Origin of the sequence: Variovorax sp. DAIF25 (assembly GCF_050711835.1) — a bacterium.
GTDB lineage: Bacteria > Pseudomonadota > Gammaproteobacteria > Burkholderiales > Burkholderiaceae_C > Variovorax.
Genome location: NZ_CP136636.1, coordinates 3818364 through 3837192, shown reverse-complemented (window position 1 = coordinate 3837192; position 18829 = coordinate 3818364). Strand labels below are relative to the sequence as shown.

Below are 18829 nucleotides of genomic sequence, written 5' to 3'. Positions count from 1 at the left end.
AGGATTGAATGGGGGGATGGGCGGGGCTTCGGCGTGCGTCACTGCCGGCGCCCCTTCATGGACACGCGCATCGGGAAGCGCAGCGAGGCCGGTGGCTTCTCGTCGAAGCGCTCGAGGCCGCGCACCATCGCCAGCACCGCTTCGTCGATGTCGGTGGTGCCGGTGCCGCGCACCAGTTGCGCCCGCGTGGTCCGGCCCTCGGCGTCGAGCCAGATGTCGATCTGGATGTCGTCGAAGCCCAGGTTGCGGGTGCGCGGGTCGCGCAGCAGCGCCTGCTGCAGCACGCTCGCGGCATAGCGCGAGAACGAGCCGCTGCCCAGGCCGCCGCCGGCACCGGTGCCGCTCATGCCGCCGCCGCTGCCGGCCTGGATGCCGAAGGCATCGCTGCCCGCCTGCGCGGCGCTGTCCATGGTCACGGGGTCGCCGAGGTCCTTGTTGGGACTGGGCGGGGTGTCGTCCTTCGGCGGCTCCAGCGGCTCGATCGGCTTGGGCTCGGGCTCGGTCACCGGCTTGATCTTTTCCGGCTCGGGCTCGGGCAGCTTCTCGGGTTCGGGCGGCGGGGGCGGTGGCGGCGGCAGCATCAGCGTGGGAGCGTCGGCCACCACGCGCTTCTGGCTCGCGGTGTCGGCCAGCAGATACCACACGAGCGCCGCCAGCAGCGCCAGCAGCACCGTGCCGATGGCCCAGCCGCCCCAGCGGCGCCACAGCGTGTGCGCGTCGGCAGGCGCGCCGCCGCCGGCCGCGGCGCGGCCCACGAAGGCGAAAGTCGGATCGCGAGGTTTCACGCGCCGGTCCTCACTTCTGCTTGCCGGTCACGAGGCCGATCTGGTTCAGCTCGATGCGGCGCAGCAGGTCCAGCACGTCGACCACCTTGGCGTACTGCACGCTCGAATCGCCGCGCACGATGACGGGGAAGTCGGGCGACAGGGCCTTCTCGGTGCGCAGGCGCTCCTCGAGCTCCGGCAGCGACACCGGGTAGGCGTCGAGGAACACGTTGCCCGCGTTGTCGATCGTGATGGCCTTGGTCTTGGGCTTCTCCAGCGCCACCGAGGAACTGGCCTTCGGCAGGTCGACCTTGATGCCCGGGATGCTGGCGTTGCTGGTGAGGATGAAGATCACCAGCACGACCAGCAGCACGTCCACGAACGGCGTGATGTTGATGCCGCCGGTGCGCTTGCGCACGGCGAACTTGGCTGCGTTGGGCATGTGCGTCGCCTCAGGCCGGAACCTGTGCCGGCGAGGTCCAGCCGCCACGTGCCGCGTTGTCGTCGGCCGTGCGGCGCGCGCCGCCCTGGGCCGCGACGGCCGCGGGCACCGACCTGCCCTCGCCCTGCTCTTCGGCCAGGCGCGTCACGAACTCGTCGACGAACACCGCCATGTCGGCGCCGATGGCGTCCGAGCGCGAGGCCAGCCAGTTGTAGCCGAACAGCGCGGGGATCGCGACGCCCAGGCCGGCGGCGGTACACAGCAGCGCGGCCGCCATGCCCGGTGCCACCGAGTTGATGTCCACGGCACCGGCCATCGCCGCCACCACGAACACCAGCATGATGCCGATCACGGTGCCGAACAGGCCGACGTAGGGCGCGCCTTCGATGGTGGTCGAGAGCCAGTTCATGCGCTTGGACATGCGCTCGGTCTCGCGCACCATCACGCCGTCCATGGCGGCGCGGATGGCACCGATGGTCGCGCTCGACACGGCGCTCAGGTCATAGCCGCGTTCGTGGCGACGGCGCATCTCTTCGATCGCCACCTGGTAGAGGCGCCACAGCGAGGAGTCGTCGCGGACTTCCTGCGACACGGTGTTGCTGATCGCGAGGCGGTCCAGCGGGGCGCCGGCGGCTTCGCGGAAGTGCTCGATGAAGCGGGCATTGGCGCGCGAGGTGGCGCCGTAGCTGCGGCCCTTGCCAATCATGATGGCCCACGACAGCACCATCATCAGGCCCAGCAGGCCGACGACGATCCAGGCGTCCAGCGGCATCGCGGCCAGGATGAAGCCGAAGTGGCTCTTGCCGGCCTGCTGCTCGTCGGCACCGAAGGCCGTGAGGCGCGATTCGGCGCCTTGCGAGACGGCGTCGGCCAGCAGCAGCGCATCGCCGCGAGCGACCTTCGACAGGCGCACTTCGTCGATCGCGCCGGTGAACGGCGCCCAGGCGGCGGGTGCGGGAGCGTTCTGGCCGGCGGCCGGTGCGACCGGCGTGGCGGCCACGTCGGCGCCGAGCGCGGCGGCCGTGTTGAGCGCCGGCAGGCGCGCGGCCAGCGACACCGCGGGGCGGCCACCGACGTACAGCGCGACGCTGTCGCCCTCGGCCTTGACCGCGATGTGCGACCACTGGCCGGCCTGCACCGGCTGCGCCGGGGTGCTGCGCTGGCCGTTGACCTGCACGAAGGGCACGCCCTGGTCGATGCCGACCAGCAGTTCGCCCGCGCCGTCGCGGCGCGCATAGATCACCTGGCGCGCGCCGAGTTGGTCGGGCCGCACCCAGGCGGAGAAGGTGAAACTGGAACCGGCGGCCAGTGCCAGCGAGGGCGTGGCGGGCAGCATCAGCGGCGCACCGGCGAACTGCGCGCCCTTGCCGATCACCGTGCCTTCGGCCGGCACGGTCGGGGTCTGGCCGTTGTTGCCGTAGGCGGTCGTGTCGCGCGGCGGCACCGCGCCTTCGGCGAAGTGGTAGACCAGCGTGTAGTCGGGATCGAAGCTGCGCTGGCCGTTGCCCGAGGCCGGGGCCTTGGGGTTGCCGTAGTACATCCAGAGCTTCTGCGGCGTGCCGGCCGAGACGTTGGGCACGTCGACCCAGACCAGCGCGATGCCCAGCAGCGGATCGAACTGCTCGATCTGGTGGTTGAGCACGGTCTTGTCGTCGCCGGCCACGAAGCGCAGGTCGGCACCGGTCTCGCTCACGCCTTCGAACTTGAAGTTGCCCGTGTGCAGGCGCACCAGCACCGGCACGCGGCCGGCGTCGCTGCCGATGGCGCCGGCCTGCGGGCCGCCGTCCACGGTGATCGGCTTGCGATAGGCCCATTCGGGCTGCCACCATGCATGGGCCAGGCCCGGCAGGAGCGTGCTCAACAGCGTGAGCGCGAGGAAAAGAAAGCGTCGCATGACAGGGGTTCTCCGGAAAGCTCGTGGAAAAAAATTCTTGAAAGTGGCGTTGCCGCGTTCGGATTCGGGTTCGGTGATCAGTAGCTGGCGTTGATGCTGAAATTGACCTGCGTGTCGCCCTTCTTCGTGCGCGGGCCGTCCTTCAGCGGACGGCCGACATCGATGCGGCCCGAGAAGTACTGGCCGACCTTGAAGGTGGTGCCCAGGCCCACCGAGGCGAGCGCGAAGCGGTCGGCCTGTTCGGGCAGCGGGTTCTTCAGGCGCAGGCGCGCGCCGTCGAAGAAGGCATAGGCGCGCCAGCCCTCGACCCAGGGGTTGAGCCAGGTCAGCGGCGGCGTGCGCCATTCGACCGAGCCGACCACGCCGTAGTCGCCGGTGGCCTCGGCCGAGAGATAGCCGCGCACCGAGTTCATGCCGCCGGCGGCGATCTGTTCGCTCGACACCAGCGGCGAGTCGGTCATCTGGCCGTTGACGCGGAAGGCGAGCTGCGAGCCGCCCTCGAAGGTGTAGCTGCCGTTGAGGTCGGTCTTCAGCACCATGAAGCTCGGCGAGGACTTGTAGCGCTTGTAGTCGAACTGCGCCTGGTCGCTGCCGTAGCTGAAGAAGCTGCGCGTGCCCACCACCAGCGACACGCCCACGCCGTACTGGCTCTTCTCGGTCTGGCGCAGGCCCGAGTACGACAGCGTGATCGGCGCGTACTTGAGCGGCACCTCGTCGCTGCTGTTCTTGAGCGTGAGCGCCTCGCGGTTGTTCTTGAGGTCGACGCCGGCGCTGAACGAATGCCACCAGTTGCCGGCGTTGGGCACCGTGTAGGTGGCCTTGATCCCGAGCGAGTGGCCCTTGCCGAGCACGTCGGTGCCGCCCACGGTGGCCACGTTGCTGTCGGACCAGAAGGCCGAGCCCTCGAGCGACCAGTTGCTGTTGGGCAGCGGCGCCAGGTACGAGGCCGACACCACCTGCGTCTGCTTCAGGTCCTGCGGCGCGCCGAAGAAGCTGATCGAGGCGCTGTGCCCGAGCTGCCACAGGTTGTCGTGGCCGATCGAAGCCGAGGCGCGCAGCTTGCGCGTGTCGGCGCTGTAGTCGTTGTTCAGGCCGACGCTGGCGCGCCACGGGCTCTGGTCCTCGACCTTGAGGTCCACGTCCATGGTGCCGGGCATCGCGCCCTGACGCACCAGCGGCATCACCTGCCGCTTCGGACCGCGGTTGAGCGCGGCGAGCTGCGACTGGGCCTTGTTGAAGTCGGGCACGGTGCCCTCCTGCAGCGCGGGCACCTGGTCGCGCACGTCCAGCGGCGAGTTGTACTCGGCGCCGACCACGCGCACGCGGCCCACGCGGGTCTCGCTGACCTGCAGGAACACCACGCCCTGCGCGACCTGCTGTTCGGGCAGGTCCACGTAGACCGACTGGTAGCCGGCGGCCTGGTAGGCGGCGAGCAGCGCGTCGCGCGCGCCCTCGATGTCCTTGAGGGTGCGCTCGGGACCGAGGAAGGGCGTGACCGCCTTCTCGATCGCGCGAGCGTCCAGCGCGGTATTGCCGCGCACGATGTATTCGGTGACGTCGACCTTTCGTTCGGGTGCGGCCGGCGCGGCAGTTGCCGCGGCCGCGGGGGGCGGGTTCTGGTTCGGGGCCTGGGTGTCGGCGGGTGCGGCGGCCGCCGGCGCGGTGTCCGCGGCTTGCGCCGACGCGACGCCGTGCGCACTCAGCGCCAGCACTGCCAGCCACACCGCTCTCCAGCACATCGGTGGGGCGTTCTTCTTCAAGTCATGCATTTCCAGCTCGGTTCTCAAGGATGAAGCTCGCTCGGCAGCGGCCCATGGTGGAGAGCCTTCATGTCGCCGCTGCGTACGTTTCCTAGACGCCCGGCAAGCGCGGCGACTGTCGTTTGTCACGAAAACTTCATCAAGAAAAGTCGGACGGGTCCTGCACGGGGTCCTCGTCGCACATAAGAAGAAGGGCCTCCACGCGGGAGGCCCTTCCTGGAATGACGCGGCGGATGCCGCGTGGTCCTTCGTCCTACTGCTTCAGATTGCGGCGCTCGCCCGGCGTCAGCGACTGCATCTGCGCGGTGCTCAGCGCGCCGGCGCCGAGCACCTGCACCACGCCCTTGGGGTCGTAGGCGGCGCCGGTGGTGCCGCGCTCGCGCGCGCCGCCGTTGCCGGCCGGCGCGCCTTCGGGCGCCTCGTTGCCGAAGCCCAGCACCCGCACCGTGAAGACCGAGGGCAAGGCCTTCCTCGCCTCGGCGCGCTCGCGCTGCAGCGAGTCCTGCGCCGCGATGCCGGCCTGCGCGGCCGCCGCGCTGGCGTTCGAGAGCGCGCCGACGTTGACCGCCGCCACCACCGGGATGCCGGTGGACTTGCCCTGCACCTGGATGTTCTCGGCATTCACCACGTGCAGCGCCGCGAGGTTGACGTTGCCCGAGACGCGGATGCCGGCCTCGCCCGCGTCGATGGTGCCCAGCGGCGCGATCAGGTCGATGTCGCCCGGCGGGATCTCGGCGATCGGGTTCAGGGTGGCGATGCCCGCGCCGGTGGTCGGCGCGTTGGGCGACAGCGTGACGTTGCCCACGCCGTCGTAGACGCGCCGCTGCGGCGTGTAGACCACCGTGGTCTTGGCACCGCGCCCGGCGTTGATGTCGCCCTCGGCCGACCAGCCCAGGATGTTGCCGCCGAAGGTGGTGAAGATGCGGCTCTGGCCCATCAGGATGCTGCCGTGGGCGTAGATGTTGACGTCGCCCTCCCCCTGCGTCATCACGCCCGAGCCCGGCCCCGGCACGAAGCCGCCGTCCACGCCCACCAGCGTGCGCCCGCCCGGCGTCATCACGTGCACGTCGCCGCCGAACTGGGTGTGGATGCCGGCATCGAGCACGTCGTAGAAGTTCACGTCGTAGCCCGGGCTGCCCAGCGCCTCCCACTCGGCCTTGGTGATGTAGGTCCTGCCCGGCGTCGGACGGTCCTTGCCGACGCCGTTGCTGACCACGTAGCCGTCGATGTAGAGCGCGCTGCTGAACAGCGTGAGGTCGCCCTCGTAGCTGCGCGGGCGGCCCTCGGCATCGGTGTCGGGCAGCAGGGTCGCGATGGCCTCGCGGCCGCGCAGGTAGCTGCCGCGGCGCTTGCCGCCCTCCTCGTTGTATTCGCGGCCCGAGGCCTTGAGCTCGGCGTAGTAGACGTTGCGCAGGAAGGCGCGCTGCTGCTCGGCCGGCAGCGCCGCGAAGAAGGCGCGCGCATCCATGGTGGCGGCGTCGAAGTGCAGGCCGAGGCGGTTGGCGCCGCCGAAGCGCTCCGTGAGCCAGTTGACCAGGTGCAGCCGGCTCTCGACCTTGTACTCGCGCGCCAGCGAGCGGTTGGCCGCGCTGTCGCCGCGCGAGAGCGCCTGCTGGCGCTCGCGGTCGAGCTCCACCTGCTTGCGCGCCAGGAAGGCCGGGGCGCCGGCCTCGTCGCCGTCGTAGCCGAATTCGCGCACGAGCCACTGCGCGAGCGACAGCGCGCCGTTGTAGACGGCCACGGCCTTGCCCGGCTGGTCGGCCAGCGGCTGGCCCGGATCGGCCAGGTTGGCCGGATCGAGGTAGCGCTTCGCGAAGGCCTGCCAGTCGGCGCCCGCGCCCATGCCGGCCGACACCGCCACGCTGGCACCGCTGCTGCGGTCGCCGGGCTTCACGTCGACCACGGCGCCCAGCGTCTTGACCTCGCCGCGGTCGGCGAAGTAGAGGTTGCGCCCGGCCGTCACCTCGAGCAGGCCCGGGCCGGTGACGTAGAAGCTGCTGTGGCGGATGTCGCGGCCGGCCTCGACCACCGAGATGTCGTCGGCCAGGCCGTGCGAGATCAGGTTGCCGCGGCCCTCGCCGATGGTGTCCTTCTGGCCCAGGCGCGTGCCCGAGTCGGTGATGTCGCGGCCCGCGCGCACCGCCACCGGGATCGAGCCGTCGTAGCGCGTGCCCTTCTGGCCCAGGTGGCCCAGGCTCGCGATCTGGCCGAAGCGCAGGCCGACGATGTCGCCTTCCACCGCGTAGTAGCGCGCCGGCTCCTGGCCCGCCGCGGCATAGGCCGAGGTGGCCTGGCTCGCGAAGGTGAACAGCGGCGCATTCGCATAGCGGCCGCTGGCGTTGGCGAGCCAGTCGGTCTGCTCGTCGACCACCGACGGATGCAGGTTGTGCGCCAGCATCGGACTCAGGCCGTAGGGGCCGCCGCCGGTGTAGGCGATCAGTCCCATGAAGCCCGGGCGGAACGGGCTGGTGAGCGCCGCCGGGTCGGCGGTCGACGCGGTGATCGCATAGCCGCTGGCCTGGATCGAGTCGCGCGCCAGCAGCTCGAGCACGCCCTTGCCGGTGGCATTGGCGTACTGCCCGCCCTGCGGTGCCGGCGAGAGCGTGAGGCCGAACTCGGTGCGCGTGAAGGCCGCGCCGTTGTTGGCCAGCAGGTTCGCGGTGCCCACGCCGTAGTAGAGGCTGCCGCTGGCCGCGACCGCGCGCAGGATCGACGGATAGAAATGGCCCTGGTAGGTCGCGCCGAGGTTGGTGTCGCGGCGCGCCTTCACCACGTCCTCGTTCACGCCGCCCTCGCCCCAGGCGGTGGTCGGCGTGAGGTTGCCGCCGGCGCTGAACAGGTCCACGCCGGTGGCCGGGGTCCACAGCGAGAACCAGCTGTAGCCCTGGCCCGTGTATTCCTTGCCCTGGTAGCCGAACGGCGTGGCGTTGAGCAGCTTGGTGCGGCCCGCGTCGGCCACGCCGCCGAGCACCAGGTCGCCGCGCGCGTCCAGCCGCGCCGCCGAGTCGCCGAGCACCAGCACCGGTCCGCCGCTGGCCCCGGCGCGGCCCGCGCTGTAGGGATCGCCGCCGCGCGAGTCGAGCTGGTCGCGCGTGCCCACGCCCACGTCGATGCCGCCGATGGCGCCGGCCTGCACGCGCAGCGCGCCGCGCAGGTTGACCAGCGTGCTGTTGAGGTCGTGCTCGTTCCTGCGCAGCGTCGCGTTCGGGTTCAGGGTGCCGCCGATGCGCAGGTCGAGGTCGCCGCCGCCCGTGAGCACGAGCTCGCCGCCGGGCGTCATGCGGCCGGTGCTGGCCACGGCCAGGTGCAGGCCTTCGCTGCGCGGCACCCGGGTGGTGTAGCTGCGCAGCGGACCGTCGTTGAAGTAGACCTCGCCGCGCGGGCCGATCATGCCGGCGTCGCGCCCGGCCTCCACCACCAGGTTGCCGCCGCCCAGCGTGCCGAAGCCGGTGAAGCCCACGAGGTAGGGGTCGTTGTTGTAGCTGTTGCCCCCGTACGGGTAGTACTCGCCGTTCGAGCCCACCACGTAGGTGCCGAAGTTGATCCACCAGGCCGCGGGCCGCGCGTCGGCGCCGGTCGCGACGCTGCCGCTGCCCTGGCGCCAGAGCCAGGTGCCGGTGGCGGTCGAGCCGATCTGGCCGCGCATCTCGGACAGCTCGAAGCCCTGGCGCGGGGTGCCGCCGCTGCCGACCAGGTCGCCGCGCAGGTCGCCGCCGGCGCGCAGCAGCAGGTTGCCGCCCTGCTCCGGATACCAGGCCGCGTAGAGGCTGCGCGCACCGCCGTCGATCAGGTGCTCGTAGGGCTTGCCTTCGATGGGGAACAGGAGCGAGCCGTCCTTGAGCAGGCCGCGGGCCTGGTCGTAGAGCCGGTCGGCCGCGCCGCCCACGCCGGGCGCCGTGGCGGTGCCGGCCGTGTAGACGCCATAGGGCGAGCGCAGCGTGAGGTCGCCGCCCGAGACCAGGTCGAGGTCGCCGGTGCCGGTGCGCAGCACGCTGAACAGCTGCTCGCGCGCCGGGTGGTAGGCCGCGACGCGGTCCGGCGGCACGGCCGGCTTGTCGACGGTGGCGTATTGGCCGTAGCCGAAGTCGTTCATCTCGCCGGGGTCGCTGCTGACCAGGCCGATCATCTGGAGCTCCTCGACCTGCTCGGGCGTGATGGGCGTGCCCGGAACGATCTGGAAGCTCAGCACGTACTCGCCGAAGAAATCGATCACCAGCTTCTCGCCCGCGTCCGGTCCCCAGAAGTAGGTAGCCGGCGAGCCGGTGCCCGGCACGTCGCTGACCTTCGCGCCGAGGCCGAAGTGGGTGTCGGCCAGCTGCAGCCGCCCGCTGGCGTGCGGCTGCGCGAGGCGCGTGTCGGCGGCGCCGAGGTCGGCACCGGCCACCAGGCGCAGGTCCCACGACAGCGAGCCCGCGGGCAGCATCGGCGCCAGCGCCCAGGTGCGGCCCTGGTTGCCGTCGGCATCGGCGGGCCGCAGGTTGATCATCTCGACGCCGCCGGGCAGCTTGACCTGGGTTTCCGAGGGCACCACCGCGCCCTTGGCCAGCGCGAGCGGGCGCGACAGCGACATGCCCACCGGCAGCGGCACGCCCGCGGGCCAGATGCCCGCGGCCATGCGCACCGCGGCCGGCAGGCGGAAGCCCGCGGCCAGGCGCGTGCCGGCCGGCAGCGTCACGGGCTCGCCCAGCACCGAGCCGGCCGCGTGCAGCAGCTTGCCCGCGGCGTCGCGCACGTCCGCGCCGAGCACCAGGCCCGCGGGCACGGTCAGCGGCTGGTCGAGCACCATCGCCCCCGGCAGTTGCGTGCCCGAGGGCAGCGTCACGGCGGCGGCCGGCAGGTCGAAGTTCAGCGTGCGGCCCTGCTCGAAGCCGGTGCCGGTGTCGAGCGTGACCAGGCCGCCGTGCGGGATCACGAGGTCGCCGCCGAAGGGAATCCGGCCGCTCGGCAGGATCCAGCCTTTGTCGTCGGGCGTGGCGCCGCGCACCAGGCGCGAGCCGTCGAAGCCGTCGTTGATGCTGCCGAAGACCTCGAGATTGCCCGGCGCGCGGATCACCAGCGCGCCCGGTTCGCCCGAGCCGTAGGCCAGGGTCTTCTGCGTGCGCGGGTTCACGCTCGCGTAGCGGTGGCCCGAGAGGTCGATGTCGCCGTCCACGTGCAGGTCGCCGTCGGGGTTGATCGCGGCGTCGGTCACGATCTGCACGCCGGGGCGCAGGTGGAAGCGCTCGCCCTGCGCGCGCAGGCCCGCGAGGCGGCCGTTCATCAGCGCGCCGTTGCGCAGCGCGGCCTCGATGAAGGTCTCGCTCTGGCCGTGCAGGCGGTCGAGGTAGGCCTGGTCGATGACCTGGTAGGTACGGCCGTCGACGCTCGTGTCCGTGCCCTTCGTCGCGCTCTTGTCGGTGACGAAGGCATTGACCGCGACCGACTTCGCGCCCTGGATCACGATGCTGCCCGCGGCCTCGATGGCCACGTCGTCGGCGCCGCGGCGCGGTGCATTGAGCGCCACCGTGCCGTAGTCCTTCGCGGCGCCGGCCACGCGCAGGTCCATGCGCGCGCCGCTGGCGATCGAGAGCGTGCCGCTGCCGGCATCGAGCTCGATGACCGCGCGGTTGGGCGCGTCGATCGCCTGGCCGTAGCTGTCGCGCCGCAGCACGCTGGCGCTGGCATCGAGCACCGCCGTGCCCGCGAGCGACACGCCGTCGCGCGCGGCCAGCCGGATGCTGCCGGCCTGCTCGCCGCTGGCGTCGATGCGGCCCGCGACCGTGAGCCGGCCGCCGTCGACCGAGAGGTTGATCTCGCGCGCCTTGAGCTCGTCGCCGACCACCAGGTCGCCGCGCTTGAGCTGGAAGCTGCGCACGCCGAAAGCGCCGCCCTCGTTGAGGCGCGCGTTGAGGCCCTGGAAGTCGGCGATGGTCTGCGCGCGCAGCTCGATGTCGCCCGCTGCGTAGGGCACCAGCGTGCCGCCCGCGTCATAGGCGCCGCTGCTGCCGGCCGCGATGGCGCCGCGCAGGTCGATCGTGCCCGCGCCGGCGTCGAGCGCCAATGCATCGAGGCGGCCCGCGCGGTTGTTGCGCGCCGACAGGTCGATGCGCGCGCCCGCCGCCTGCGCGATGTTGCCGCCGCGGCTTTCGAGCACCAGATCGCCGCCCCAGCCGTACTTGCTGACGTCGAAGAAATCGACGCGCCGGCCCGCGAGGTCGAGCATCGAACGCTCGCCCAGCAGCAGGTCGCCCTGCGCGACCAGGCTCAGCTTGCCGCTGGGCAGACGCACCGCGGTGTCGAAGCTCAGCTGGCCGCCCGCGTCGAGGCGCAGCTCGGCGCCGAGCGCCTCGGGTGCCACCGCATCGATGGCGGGCACGACCGCGCCCTCGGGGGTCGTCACCGCGATGCGTCCGCCCGCGCGGATGGCGTTGACCGAGCCGGCCTTGCCGGTCATCAGCGGCGTGGCGATCAGCAGCTCGCCGCCGCTGCGGTCGAAGGCCTTGGTGCTGTCGTTCCAGGCCCCCTGCGACTGGTAGACGCCGAGGCTGCCGCGGTGGTTGGCCGTGATGCGTTCGCTGGCGTTCAGCGCCACCGTGCCGAAGCCCAGGGTCAGGCGGTCGTGCGAGATCACCGACTTCGGCTGGGTCTGGGCCGCGTAGCCGAACACGATCTCGCGCGCGTCCACCTCGAGCCGGCCGCTGCCGGTGCCGGCGCCACCGCTCATCACGCCGCCGGCCGGCGAGGCCGAGCCGTTCCACACCAGCGTGTCGGTCTCGATGCGCGCCACGTCGCCGGCGCCGCCATGGCCGTAGATGGCCGGCGTGGTCAGCACCAGTTGCGCCAGCGAGGGCTGGCCGTTGGCCGAGGACAGCGTCGACAGCCGCACCGATTCGTAGAAGTTGACCGAGTCGCGCGCGGTCAGGATCAGGTTCTCGAGCGCGGGCGCGCCGGCGCTGGTGTCGCCGCGCAGCAGGCGGTCGAGCACCTGCTGGTTCAGCGTCATGCCCGCGGGCAGCGCGCCGCCCGCGCGGGCGCGCTCCAGCGCCTCGGCGCTGCCGACGTTGATGCCACCCACGGCCAGCACCAGGTTGCGCGCGCCGTAGCGCACCGACTCGCCGAGCTCGAAGGCGCTGTCGGTCGCGGCCGTGATCGTGCCTTCGGCATAGAGGCGCGTGGTGCCGCCGCACTGCACGCTACCGCCGCACACGCCGATGCGGATCGGGCCCTGGCCGTAGCGGGTGTCGGTGACCAGCGACGGCGCGAGCATGTCGAGCCAGCCGTTGGAGACCGCGAGCACCGACACATCGCCGGGCTTGAAGACGTAGCCGGCCTTCGAGTCCCAGGAGACCGGGCCGCGGCGCAGCGTGTCGATGGCCGCGCCCTGCTCGAGCACGATGCCGCCGTCGCGCTGGCCCGCGACCAGGAACACCTGCGGCGCCGACAGCATGGCGCCTTCGCGCAGCACGATGCCGCTGGCGGCCTGGTAGGCCGTGCCGAAGCCCGCAAGGTACGAGGACTGGGTGTTGCGCTCCGACTCGAAGCGCGACTGCGGCGCACCGCCGATCGCCATGGTGCCCGCGCCGATGCCGTTGAGCATGCCGGCGTCGAGCGTGACGCCGGTGAAGCCGTCGGTGGGCCCCTTGCCCGCGGCCACGATCTCGAACATGCGCGTGGGGCCGCTCACCACCAGCTCGCTGCCGAAGCCGCCCGGCGCGGCCGCGTGCCGCACCGTGCCCTCGGCGATGCGGATGCCGCGGTCCTCCAGCGGCTTGATGCCCGGGGTCAGCGTCAGCCGGCCCGCATCGCGTTCCAGGCGCGGGCGCGGCACGCCGTCGCGCGCGGCCCAGTCGAGGCCGAACTGGGCATAGCTGGTCTCGTTGTACTGGGAATAGGTGCGCAGCAGGTCGGCCGGCGTCACCACCAGCTGCGTGGTCAGCGCGTCGAGGATGCCGGTGTTGGCGACACTGACCCGGCCCGCGGTGCTGAAGGAGCCGTTGCGCATCGCCTGCGTGGCGCCGAAGGCCGCCTGGCCGCTCGCCAGCCCGTTGAGCTCGACGCGGAAGGCGCCCGGCAGCAGCGCGTAGGTCGAGGGCAGCAGCGTGTAGGTGCCCGGCGGCAGGCCCGGCACGCCCGCGCCGATGGTGACCTGGCGCCCGACCATCGGGTCGCCAGCGCCCTTCTCGGGCGCGATCGGCGCGGCGCCGGGCTGCGCGCCCGGCACGATGGCGTAGACCGGGTTGGTCGCGAGGCCCGGCAGCACGAAGGCCGCGCGGCCGGTGCCGCTCTGCACCAGCGGGTTGAGCCGCGCGTCGGTGGAGCCGCCGCGGCCCGAGAGGAAGGCCGCGCCCGTGAGCGTGCCGCCGCCCGACAGGTCGATGAGCGCCCCGCCCTGCACGTCGATGCGCTCGCCGAGCAGCGTGACGCCGCCGAAGGCCGACGCCGAGCCGCCGATGCCCACGTAGCCGGCGTCGAGGCCGTTGTGGACGTAGGTCAGGCCGTCCTTGGTGCCGCCGTAGGGCATGGCCAGGCCGGCGCCGCTGGTCGAGGTGATGCTGCCGGCGCGCAGCAGCACCGTGGAGGCGAGGTCCTCGGACTGGCCCTCGGGACGGCCCAGCGTCACGCTGCCCAGCGGCGCGCGCACCACGCCGCCCTGGTCGACGTTGGCCGACATCAGCAGCAGCGTGCCGAAGGCCGAGTACGGCACCGCGGGTTCGCCTTCGCCGATGCGCTCCACGCGCAGGCTGCGCGCCGGGTCGTAGAGGTTCTTGTAGTTGCCCCAGGTGTCGAACTGGCCCATCTTGCCGGCACGGATCTCGGCGCGCGCGCCGGTGGCCGGATAGATCTGGCTGGCCGCGAGCACCAGGTCGCCCGCGGTCTCGAGCGAGGTGCGGTCGCGCACCAGCGAGGCCTGCAGCCGCAGGTCGCCCTGGCTGCGCAGCTCGAGGCGCTCGAAGCCGTCGCGCTCGACCTGCACGTTGCCCTCGAGCTCGGGCTGGGCGCCCGCGGTGCCGAAGGCCACGGTCTCGATCACGTCGAGCACCGAGGACTCGATGCGCAGGCCCGAGCCGGCGGCCAGCCGCGGCACGCGCGGATTGACCGGGATCGGCAGGATGTACCTGTCGCGGCCCAGGCCGGTGTTGCCCCCGAGGCGCACGTAGGGCGCCGCCAGCAGCACCTGCGAGCCGTCGCCCGAGCCCTGCGCGAGGCTGAAGCTGCCCGAGGTCATGCGCAGGGCCTGGCCGAGCCGCAGGTTCACGCCGTCCTCGAAGCTGATCACGCCGTTGACCAGCAGCGAGAGGCTGTCGAAGCCGCCGGCCTCGATGCGGTCGACGCCGATGCGCGCACGGCCGTAGGCGAGCGCGGCATCGGCCTGGCCCGGGCGCAGGTCGGCGCGCAGCGAATCGGGGCCCTGCCGCGCACCCACCTTGATCTCGCGCAGCGAACGCACGCGCGCGTCGGGCGCGTTGGCCTCGGGATAGGCCGGCGCCTCCAGCGTCAGGCCCAGCGTGCCGCCGGCCGCGCCCGCGCCACCCGCCGCGGCGCGCAGCGTGCCGTCGATGAACAGGCCGTTGAAGCTGCTCAGGTAGATCAGGCCACCGTCGGAGGCGACCGCCGTGGCGCCGGCCAGCGGCAGGTCCAGCGTCGCGCTGGTGCCCGAGGCCTCGAGCCGCGCGCCGGGGCGCACCACGATGAAGTTGTCGGCGCCCACCGTGCTGGTGGCGCTGGCGTTGTAGCGCCCGCCGATCTGGATGCTGCCGCCGTCGCCGACCAGGCCGTAGCGCCGGCCGCGCAGGTCGGTCGCGATGCGGGCCTCGCCCGACACGTCGAGCACCGCGTGGTCGTCGAGCCAGATCGAGCGGTCATGGCCCTTGGACGAGGCGCCGTCGGAGCCGTAGCCGAAGTTCTGCAGCTCGATGCGCCCGCCCGCGGCGCGCAGCGTGCCGTCGACGGTGAGCTGCCCGTTGCCGACGAGCGTGATGGCGCGGCCGGCATCGACCTGCACCCGCGCGTCGCGGCCCACGTCCAGCGGGGCCAGCGAGCCGTAGCCCCAGCCGGCCGTGAGCTGCAGGTCGGCGCCCTGGCGCTGCGTCAGCAGGCCCTTGGCCGCGTTCTCGGTGTACTCGGGCGGCAGCCAGATCTGGAACACGCCGGCGGTGTCGGCGCCCGTGGGCAGGCTGCGCGCGGCGGTGGTGTCGGCGCGCTGCACCGGCATCTCCACGCGCAGCGCGGCGCCGGGCGCGACCGCGAGGCCCTGGTGGCCGACGAGCTCGTAGCGCGAGAAGCCCGTGCGCAGCAGCTCGCCGTCGAGATGCAGCACGCGGCCGACCGCCACGTCGCGGTCGAAGCGCGCGCCCACGGCGATGCGCGTGCCGGCCGCGAACTCGAGGTCGCGCGGCGCCGCGGTGCCGGCCGGGAGCATGGCCGCGGTCGGCTGGATGCCCATGCCCTGCGGGAACACCTCGGGCGACACCACGTAGCGGCTCGGGAAGCCGCTGCCGGACTGGTTCGCGAGGCCGATGATCACCGTGCCGGCCGGCAGCGTCGGCACCTGGCTCCACGAATAGATCGAGTAGGACTGGCCGGCCGCGGTCTGCAGCACGTAGCTGTCGTTGTTGCCGATGGGCTTCGGCGGGGTCCAGCTCGCGGCCAGCGTCAGGTGGGTCTCGGGCCGCGCGCGGTCCACCCGCGGCGCCGCGCCCAGCGCCTCGCCGGGCTGGGCGCGCGTGCGCATGTAGCTGAAGTCGGCCGGCAGCGTGGCGCCGGCCTTCACCACGAAGCCCTCGCTCGCGATCAGGTCGATCGGCGCGACCTCGCCCGCGGCCAGCACGCCGCGGCCGCCCGCGATCTCGCCGCCGATCACCACCGCGCCGCCCGACTGCAGCCGCAGCGTGCCGCCGCCCTTCATGCCCTGGCTGCGCAGCGCGCCGCCGAGCACCAGTTCGCCGACCGGCTGGCCCGCGGTGCCGGCCTGGTAGGCATTGGCGGCCAGCGCGATGTCGCCGCCGCGGCCGCCCTGCACGCTGTGGTCGGCGCGGTAGATGGCGCCGGCCGAGGTGTCGAGCACCGCGCCCTGCGACAGCACCACGTCGCCGCTGGACTGCACGCGGATGCTGCCGCCCGCCACGAAGGGCACGCCCGCGGTGCCCGCGCGGTCGAGCGCGAGGTTGGACCACAGGCCGCGCGCATCGAGCAGCACGTTGTCGGCGATCTTCACGCCGGCCGCGAGCTCGGGCTTGAGCGGCGCCGCGAGGCGGTCGACCCAGCCGAGGCTGGCGCTCCACTTCTGGAACACGTTGCCCAACGCGATGCTGCCGCCGCGCGCTTCGAGTCCCGCGTCGACCTGCACCTGCGTGGCATGCAGCGCGATGTCGCCGCCCGGCGCCACGCGCACCGCCTCGCGCACCGCGATGCTGTCGGAGGCATGCAGGCGCAGCGCGCCGAGTTCGAGCGCGTCGAGCCAGCCGGCGTCGAGGTGGAGGTCCAGCCCCTCCTCGGCCGCGCCGCCGATGGCGATGCGCTGCGCCACCGCGTCCTCCATGTAGCGCAGGCCCTCGGTCGCCTTGTCGTAGACCGGCGTCTGCTTGCCGACGATCAGTTGCCCGCGCAGCGCCACCGCGGTCTGCGCCTGGCGGTAGCCGTCGAAGGACTTGTCGCGCGCCTGCGTCTGGCCCTGGCCCTGGAAGGCGCTGGTGTCGATGTCGCCCTCGAGCTGCGCCTTGGCCGTGGCCACCACCAGCCGGCCCGCGTCGCGGCCCACGGTGTAGCCGTTCTCGAGCCGTTCCTTGGCGCCGATCAGCGGGTTGTAGAAGGCGTCGGTCACGCCCCAGCGCTTGTGCTCCGATTCGAAGCCCTTGTACAGGCCGGTGTAGAGCAGGTCGCCGGGCGCGCGCGAGGCTTCGTAGAGCCGGCCGTCCGAGCCCTTGAGCCAGGTCTGGCGGATCTTGCCGGTCTGCACGTCGAGCGTGCCGCCCGCGAGGTTGATGCTCGATCCCTTGTCCGTGCGCAGCTCGCCGCCGCCGAACTGCACCGTGCCGCCCTGCGCCGACCATTCGCCGATGCCGTGGCCCGCGATGCCGAGGTAGCCGCCGACCTCGAGCAGGCCGCCGGCCGTGTACCAGCGGTCGGTCTCGTAGCCGTTGGTGCCCGCGGGCACGCGCACCAGGTAGCGGCGGTCGAGCCAGATGTTGTTGTTGAACAGCGCGCGGCCGTCGCGGTTGCGCGGCGCATCGCGCTGCTCGTTGCCCTGCACGTTGATCTCGACGTTGTTGGCCTCCATCGCCACGCGCACGCCGACCGCGCCCGCCACATCGATGCGCGCGCCCTCGCGCACGCTGCTGCGCCTGGTGGCGTCGACCAGCACCTGGCCGCCGGTGGCCAGTGTGAGCGAGTCGCCGAGGAACTCGACCTCGCCGCCGCTGGCGATGCGCACCAGCGACTGGTCGCGCCGGTGCGCCACGCCGTCGCCGGCCTTGTCCGAGTCCTTGATCATCGCGTTGCGCTGCACGTCGAGCGCGGTGGTCGCGCTCTCGTCGAGCAGGATCGCCGTCACGCTGCCGGTCTCGAGCGTCACCTTGCCCGCGGCATCGGCCGTGTCGTTGAGCAGGTGCACCGTGCCGCGCGTGTGGACCGAGGTGGTCGACACCGCCACGCCCTGCTGGCGCACGTCGCGGCCCGTGAGCGTGATGTCGCCCTGCTCCGCCTGCAGCAGCCCGGTGTTGCGCACCAGCCCGGCGCCGCTGCCCTCGAGGCGCAGCGGCGTGATGGTGTTGCCGCGCGTGGTCGAGGCCTGGTTCTCGTCGGTGCCCAGGCCCTTGCGGATCACGAAGGCATCGCCCGCGGCCAGCATGACCTGGCCGTTCGGCGTGCTGATCTGGCCGTGGTTGTGCGCCTCGCGGCCAGCCAGCAGCACATAGCCGCCGGCCTCGGTCACCGTCTCGGGGCGGCGCGTCGCGATGCGCGCGCCGGCCTCGACCACCACGTCGCCCGTGGCCGCGCCATGGCTGAAGCTGTTGGCCGTGGTCTGCAGGTCGTTGGCCAGGCTCGGGATGAACTTCGTACCCTGGGCCTCGCTGTAGAGCCCCTTCCTGAACTGCGCATCGCTCATGCCGACGGCCGAGGCCACCAGGTTGCGCGTGTCGACCTGGCTGCTGCCGCTGAACACGATGCCGTTGCGGTTGACCACCATCACCGTGCCGTCGGCCTGGATCCGGCCCTGGATCTGCGAGGGCCGCGCCTGCGGATCGTTGACCCGGTTGAGCACGGCCCAGCTCGGCTGCTGCTCGAACTTCAGCGTGGTGTTGCGCCCGACGTTGAAGGTCTCCCAGTTGAGGATCGCCTGCGGCGCGGTCTGCGCGATCGTCACCTGCGTCTGGCCGCCGCTGCGCGATTCCACCGGCGCATTGGCATTGGCCCAGCCGGCCGTGAGGCTGGCCGTGTCCACGCGCAGCCCGCCCTCGGCCAGGCCGTCGGGCACGCCCTGGCCGCTGGCGATGGCCGTGCGCCGCGCCGCTTCCTGCGCCGCCTGCTGGGCCGCGATGCCGCGCGCCGCGAGGTTCAGGTTGCCGATCGAGCGCTGCAGTTGCTCGCCCGCGCGCTGCTGCTGCGCCTGCGGGCTCACCAGCGCCGAGGCCGGCATGCCGTTGGGCAGCCGGCCGGTGGCCAGCGCGGTGCTCTGCGCCATGTTCTTCTGCGCCATCCAGGCGCCGCTGAAGGCGCGCTGCGCATGCGCGGCGGGCACCGTGGCGCCCGCGGCCAGCATCAGCGCGATGGCATGGACCAGCGGCCGCAAGCGGTTGTGCGGGGTGAATGAAAAGGGGCTGCTCTCGTTGCGCCGGGACACCGTGCTGCTGCTGCGTTGCATGCGGACTTCCATGGGTTCGTGTTGCGTTGCTCGATCGATGCCGCGAGGCCGCGGCCTCGTGGTCTACCGAGCTATGACAGCGAAGCCACGGCGCGACTGCACCATGTCACGAAAACTTCACGAACGGCC

5 protein-coding genes are annotated in these 18829 nt (G+C 72.6%); all 5 read right to left on the bottom strand.

Annotation, left to right across the window (positions count from 1 at the left end; translation table 11 throughout):
* Positions 1-38: 38 nt before the first annotated feature.
* Complete coding sequence (locus tag R0232_RS17885; protein ID WP_431508920.1) at positions 39-785, bottom strand: energy transducer TonB family protein; 747 nt, start codon at positions 783-785, stop codon at positions 39-41.
* A 10-nt stretch (positions 786-795) separates the two neighbouring features.
* Positions 796-1206: an ExbD/TolR family protein gene (locus tag R0232_RS17880; RefSeq protein ID WP_057590202.1), complete on the bottom strand. Its 411-nt coding sequence runs from the start codon at positions 1204-1206 to the stop codon at positions 796-798.
* A gap of 10 nt (positions 1207-1216) precedes the next feature.
* Positions 1217-3100, bottom strand: a complete 1884-nt coding sequence (locus R0232_RS17875) for a DUF2341 domain-containing protein (RefSeq protein ID WP_296787966.1) — start codon at positions 3098-3100, stop codon at positions 1217-1219.
* Between the two features lie 77 nt (positions 3101-3177).
* Entirely contained in the window at positions 3178-4839 is a 1662-nt protein-coding gene (locus R0232_RS17870; protein WP_431508919.1) for a ShlB/FhaC/HecB family hemolysin secretion/activation protein, read from the bottom strand.
* A 274-nt stretch (positions 4840-5113) separates the two neighbouring features.
* Positions 5114-18700, bottom strand: coding sequence for a filamentous haemagglutinin family protein (locus R0232_RS17865; protein WP_431508918.1), 13587 nt, complete (start codon positions 18698-18700; stop codon positions 5114-5116).
* Positions 18701-18829 lie beyond the last annotated feature (129 nt).

What these genes read in the sequence shown, in the direction of transcription:
- R0232_RS17880 (WP_057590202.1), bottom strand. Translation starts at nt 1,206, where the DNA reads ATGCCCAACGCAGCCAAGTTCGCCGTGCGCAAGCGCACCGGCGGCATC.
- R0232_RS17875 (WP_296787966.1), bottom strand. Translation starts at nt 3,100, where the DNA reads ATGCGACGCTTTCTTTTCCTCGCGCTCACGCTGTTGAGCACGCTCCTG.
- R0232_RS17870 (WP_431508919.1), bottom strand. Translation starts at nt 4,839, where the DNA reads ATGTGCTGGAGAGCGGTGTGGCTGGCAGTGCTGGCGCTGAGTGCGCAC.
- R0232_RS17865 (WP_431508918.1), bottom strand. Translation starts at nt 18,700, where the DNA reads ATGCAACGCAGCAGCAGCACGGTGTCCCGGCGCAACGAGAGCAGCCCC.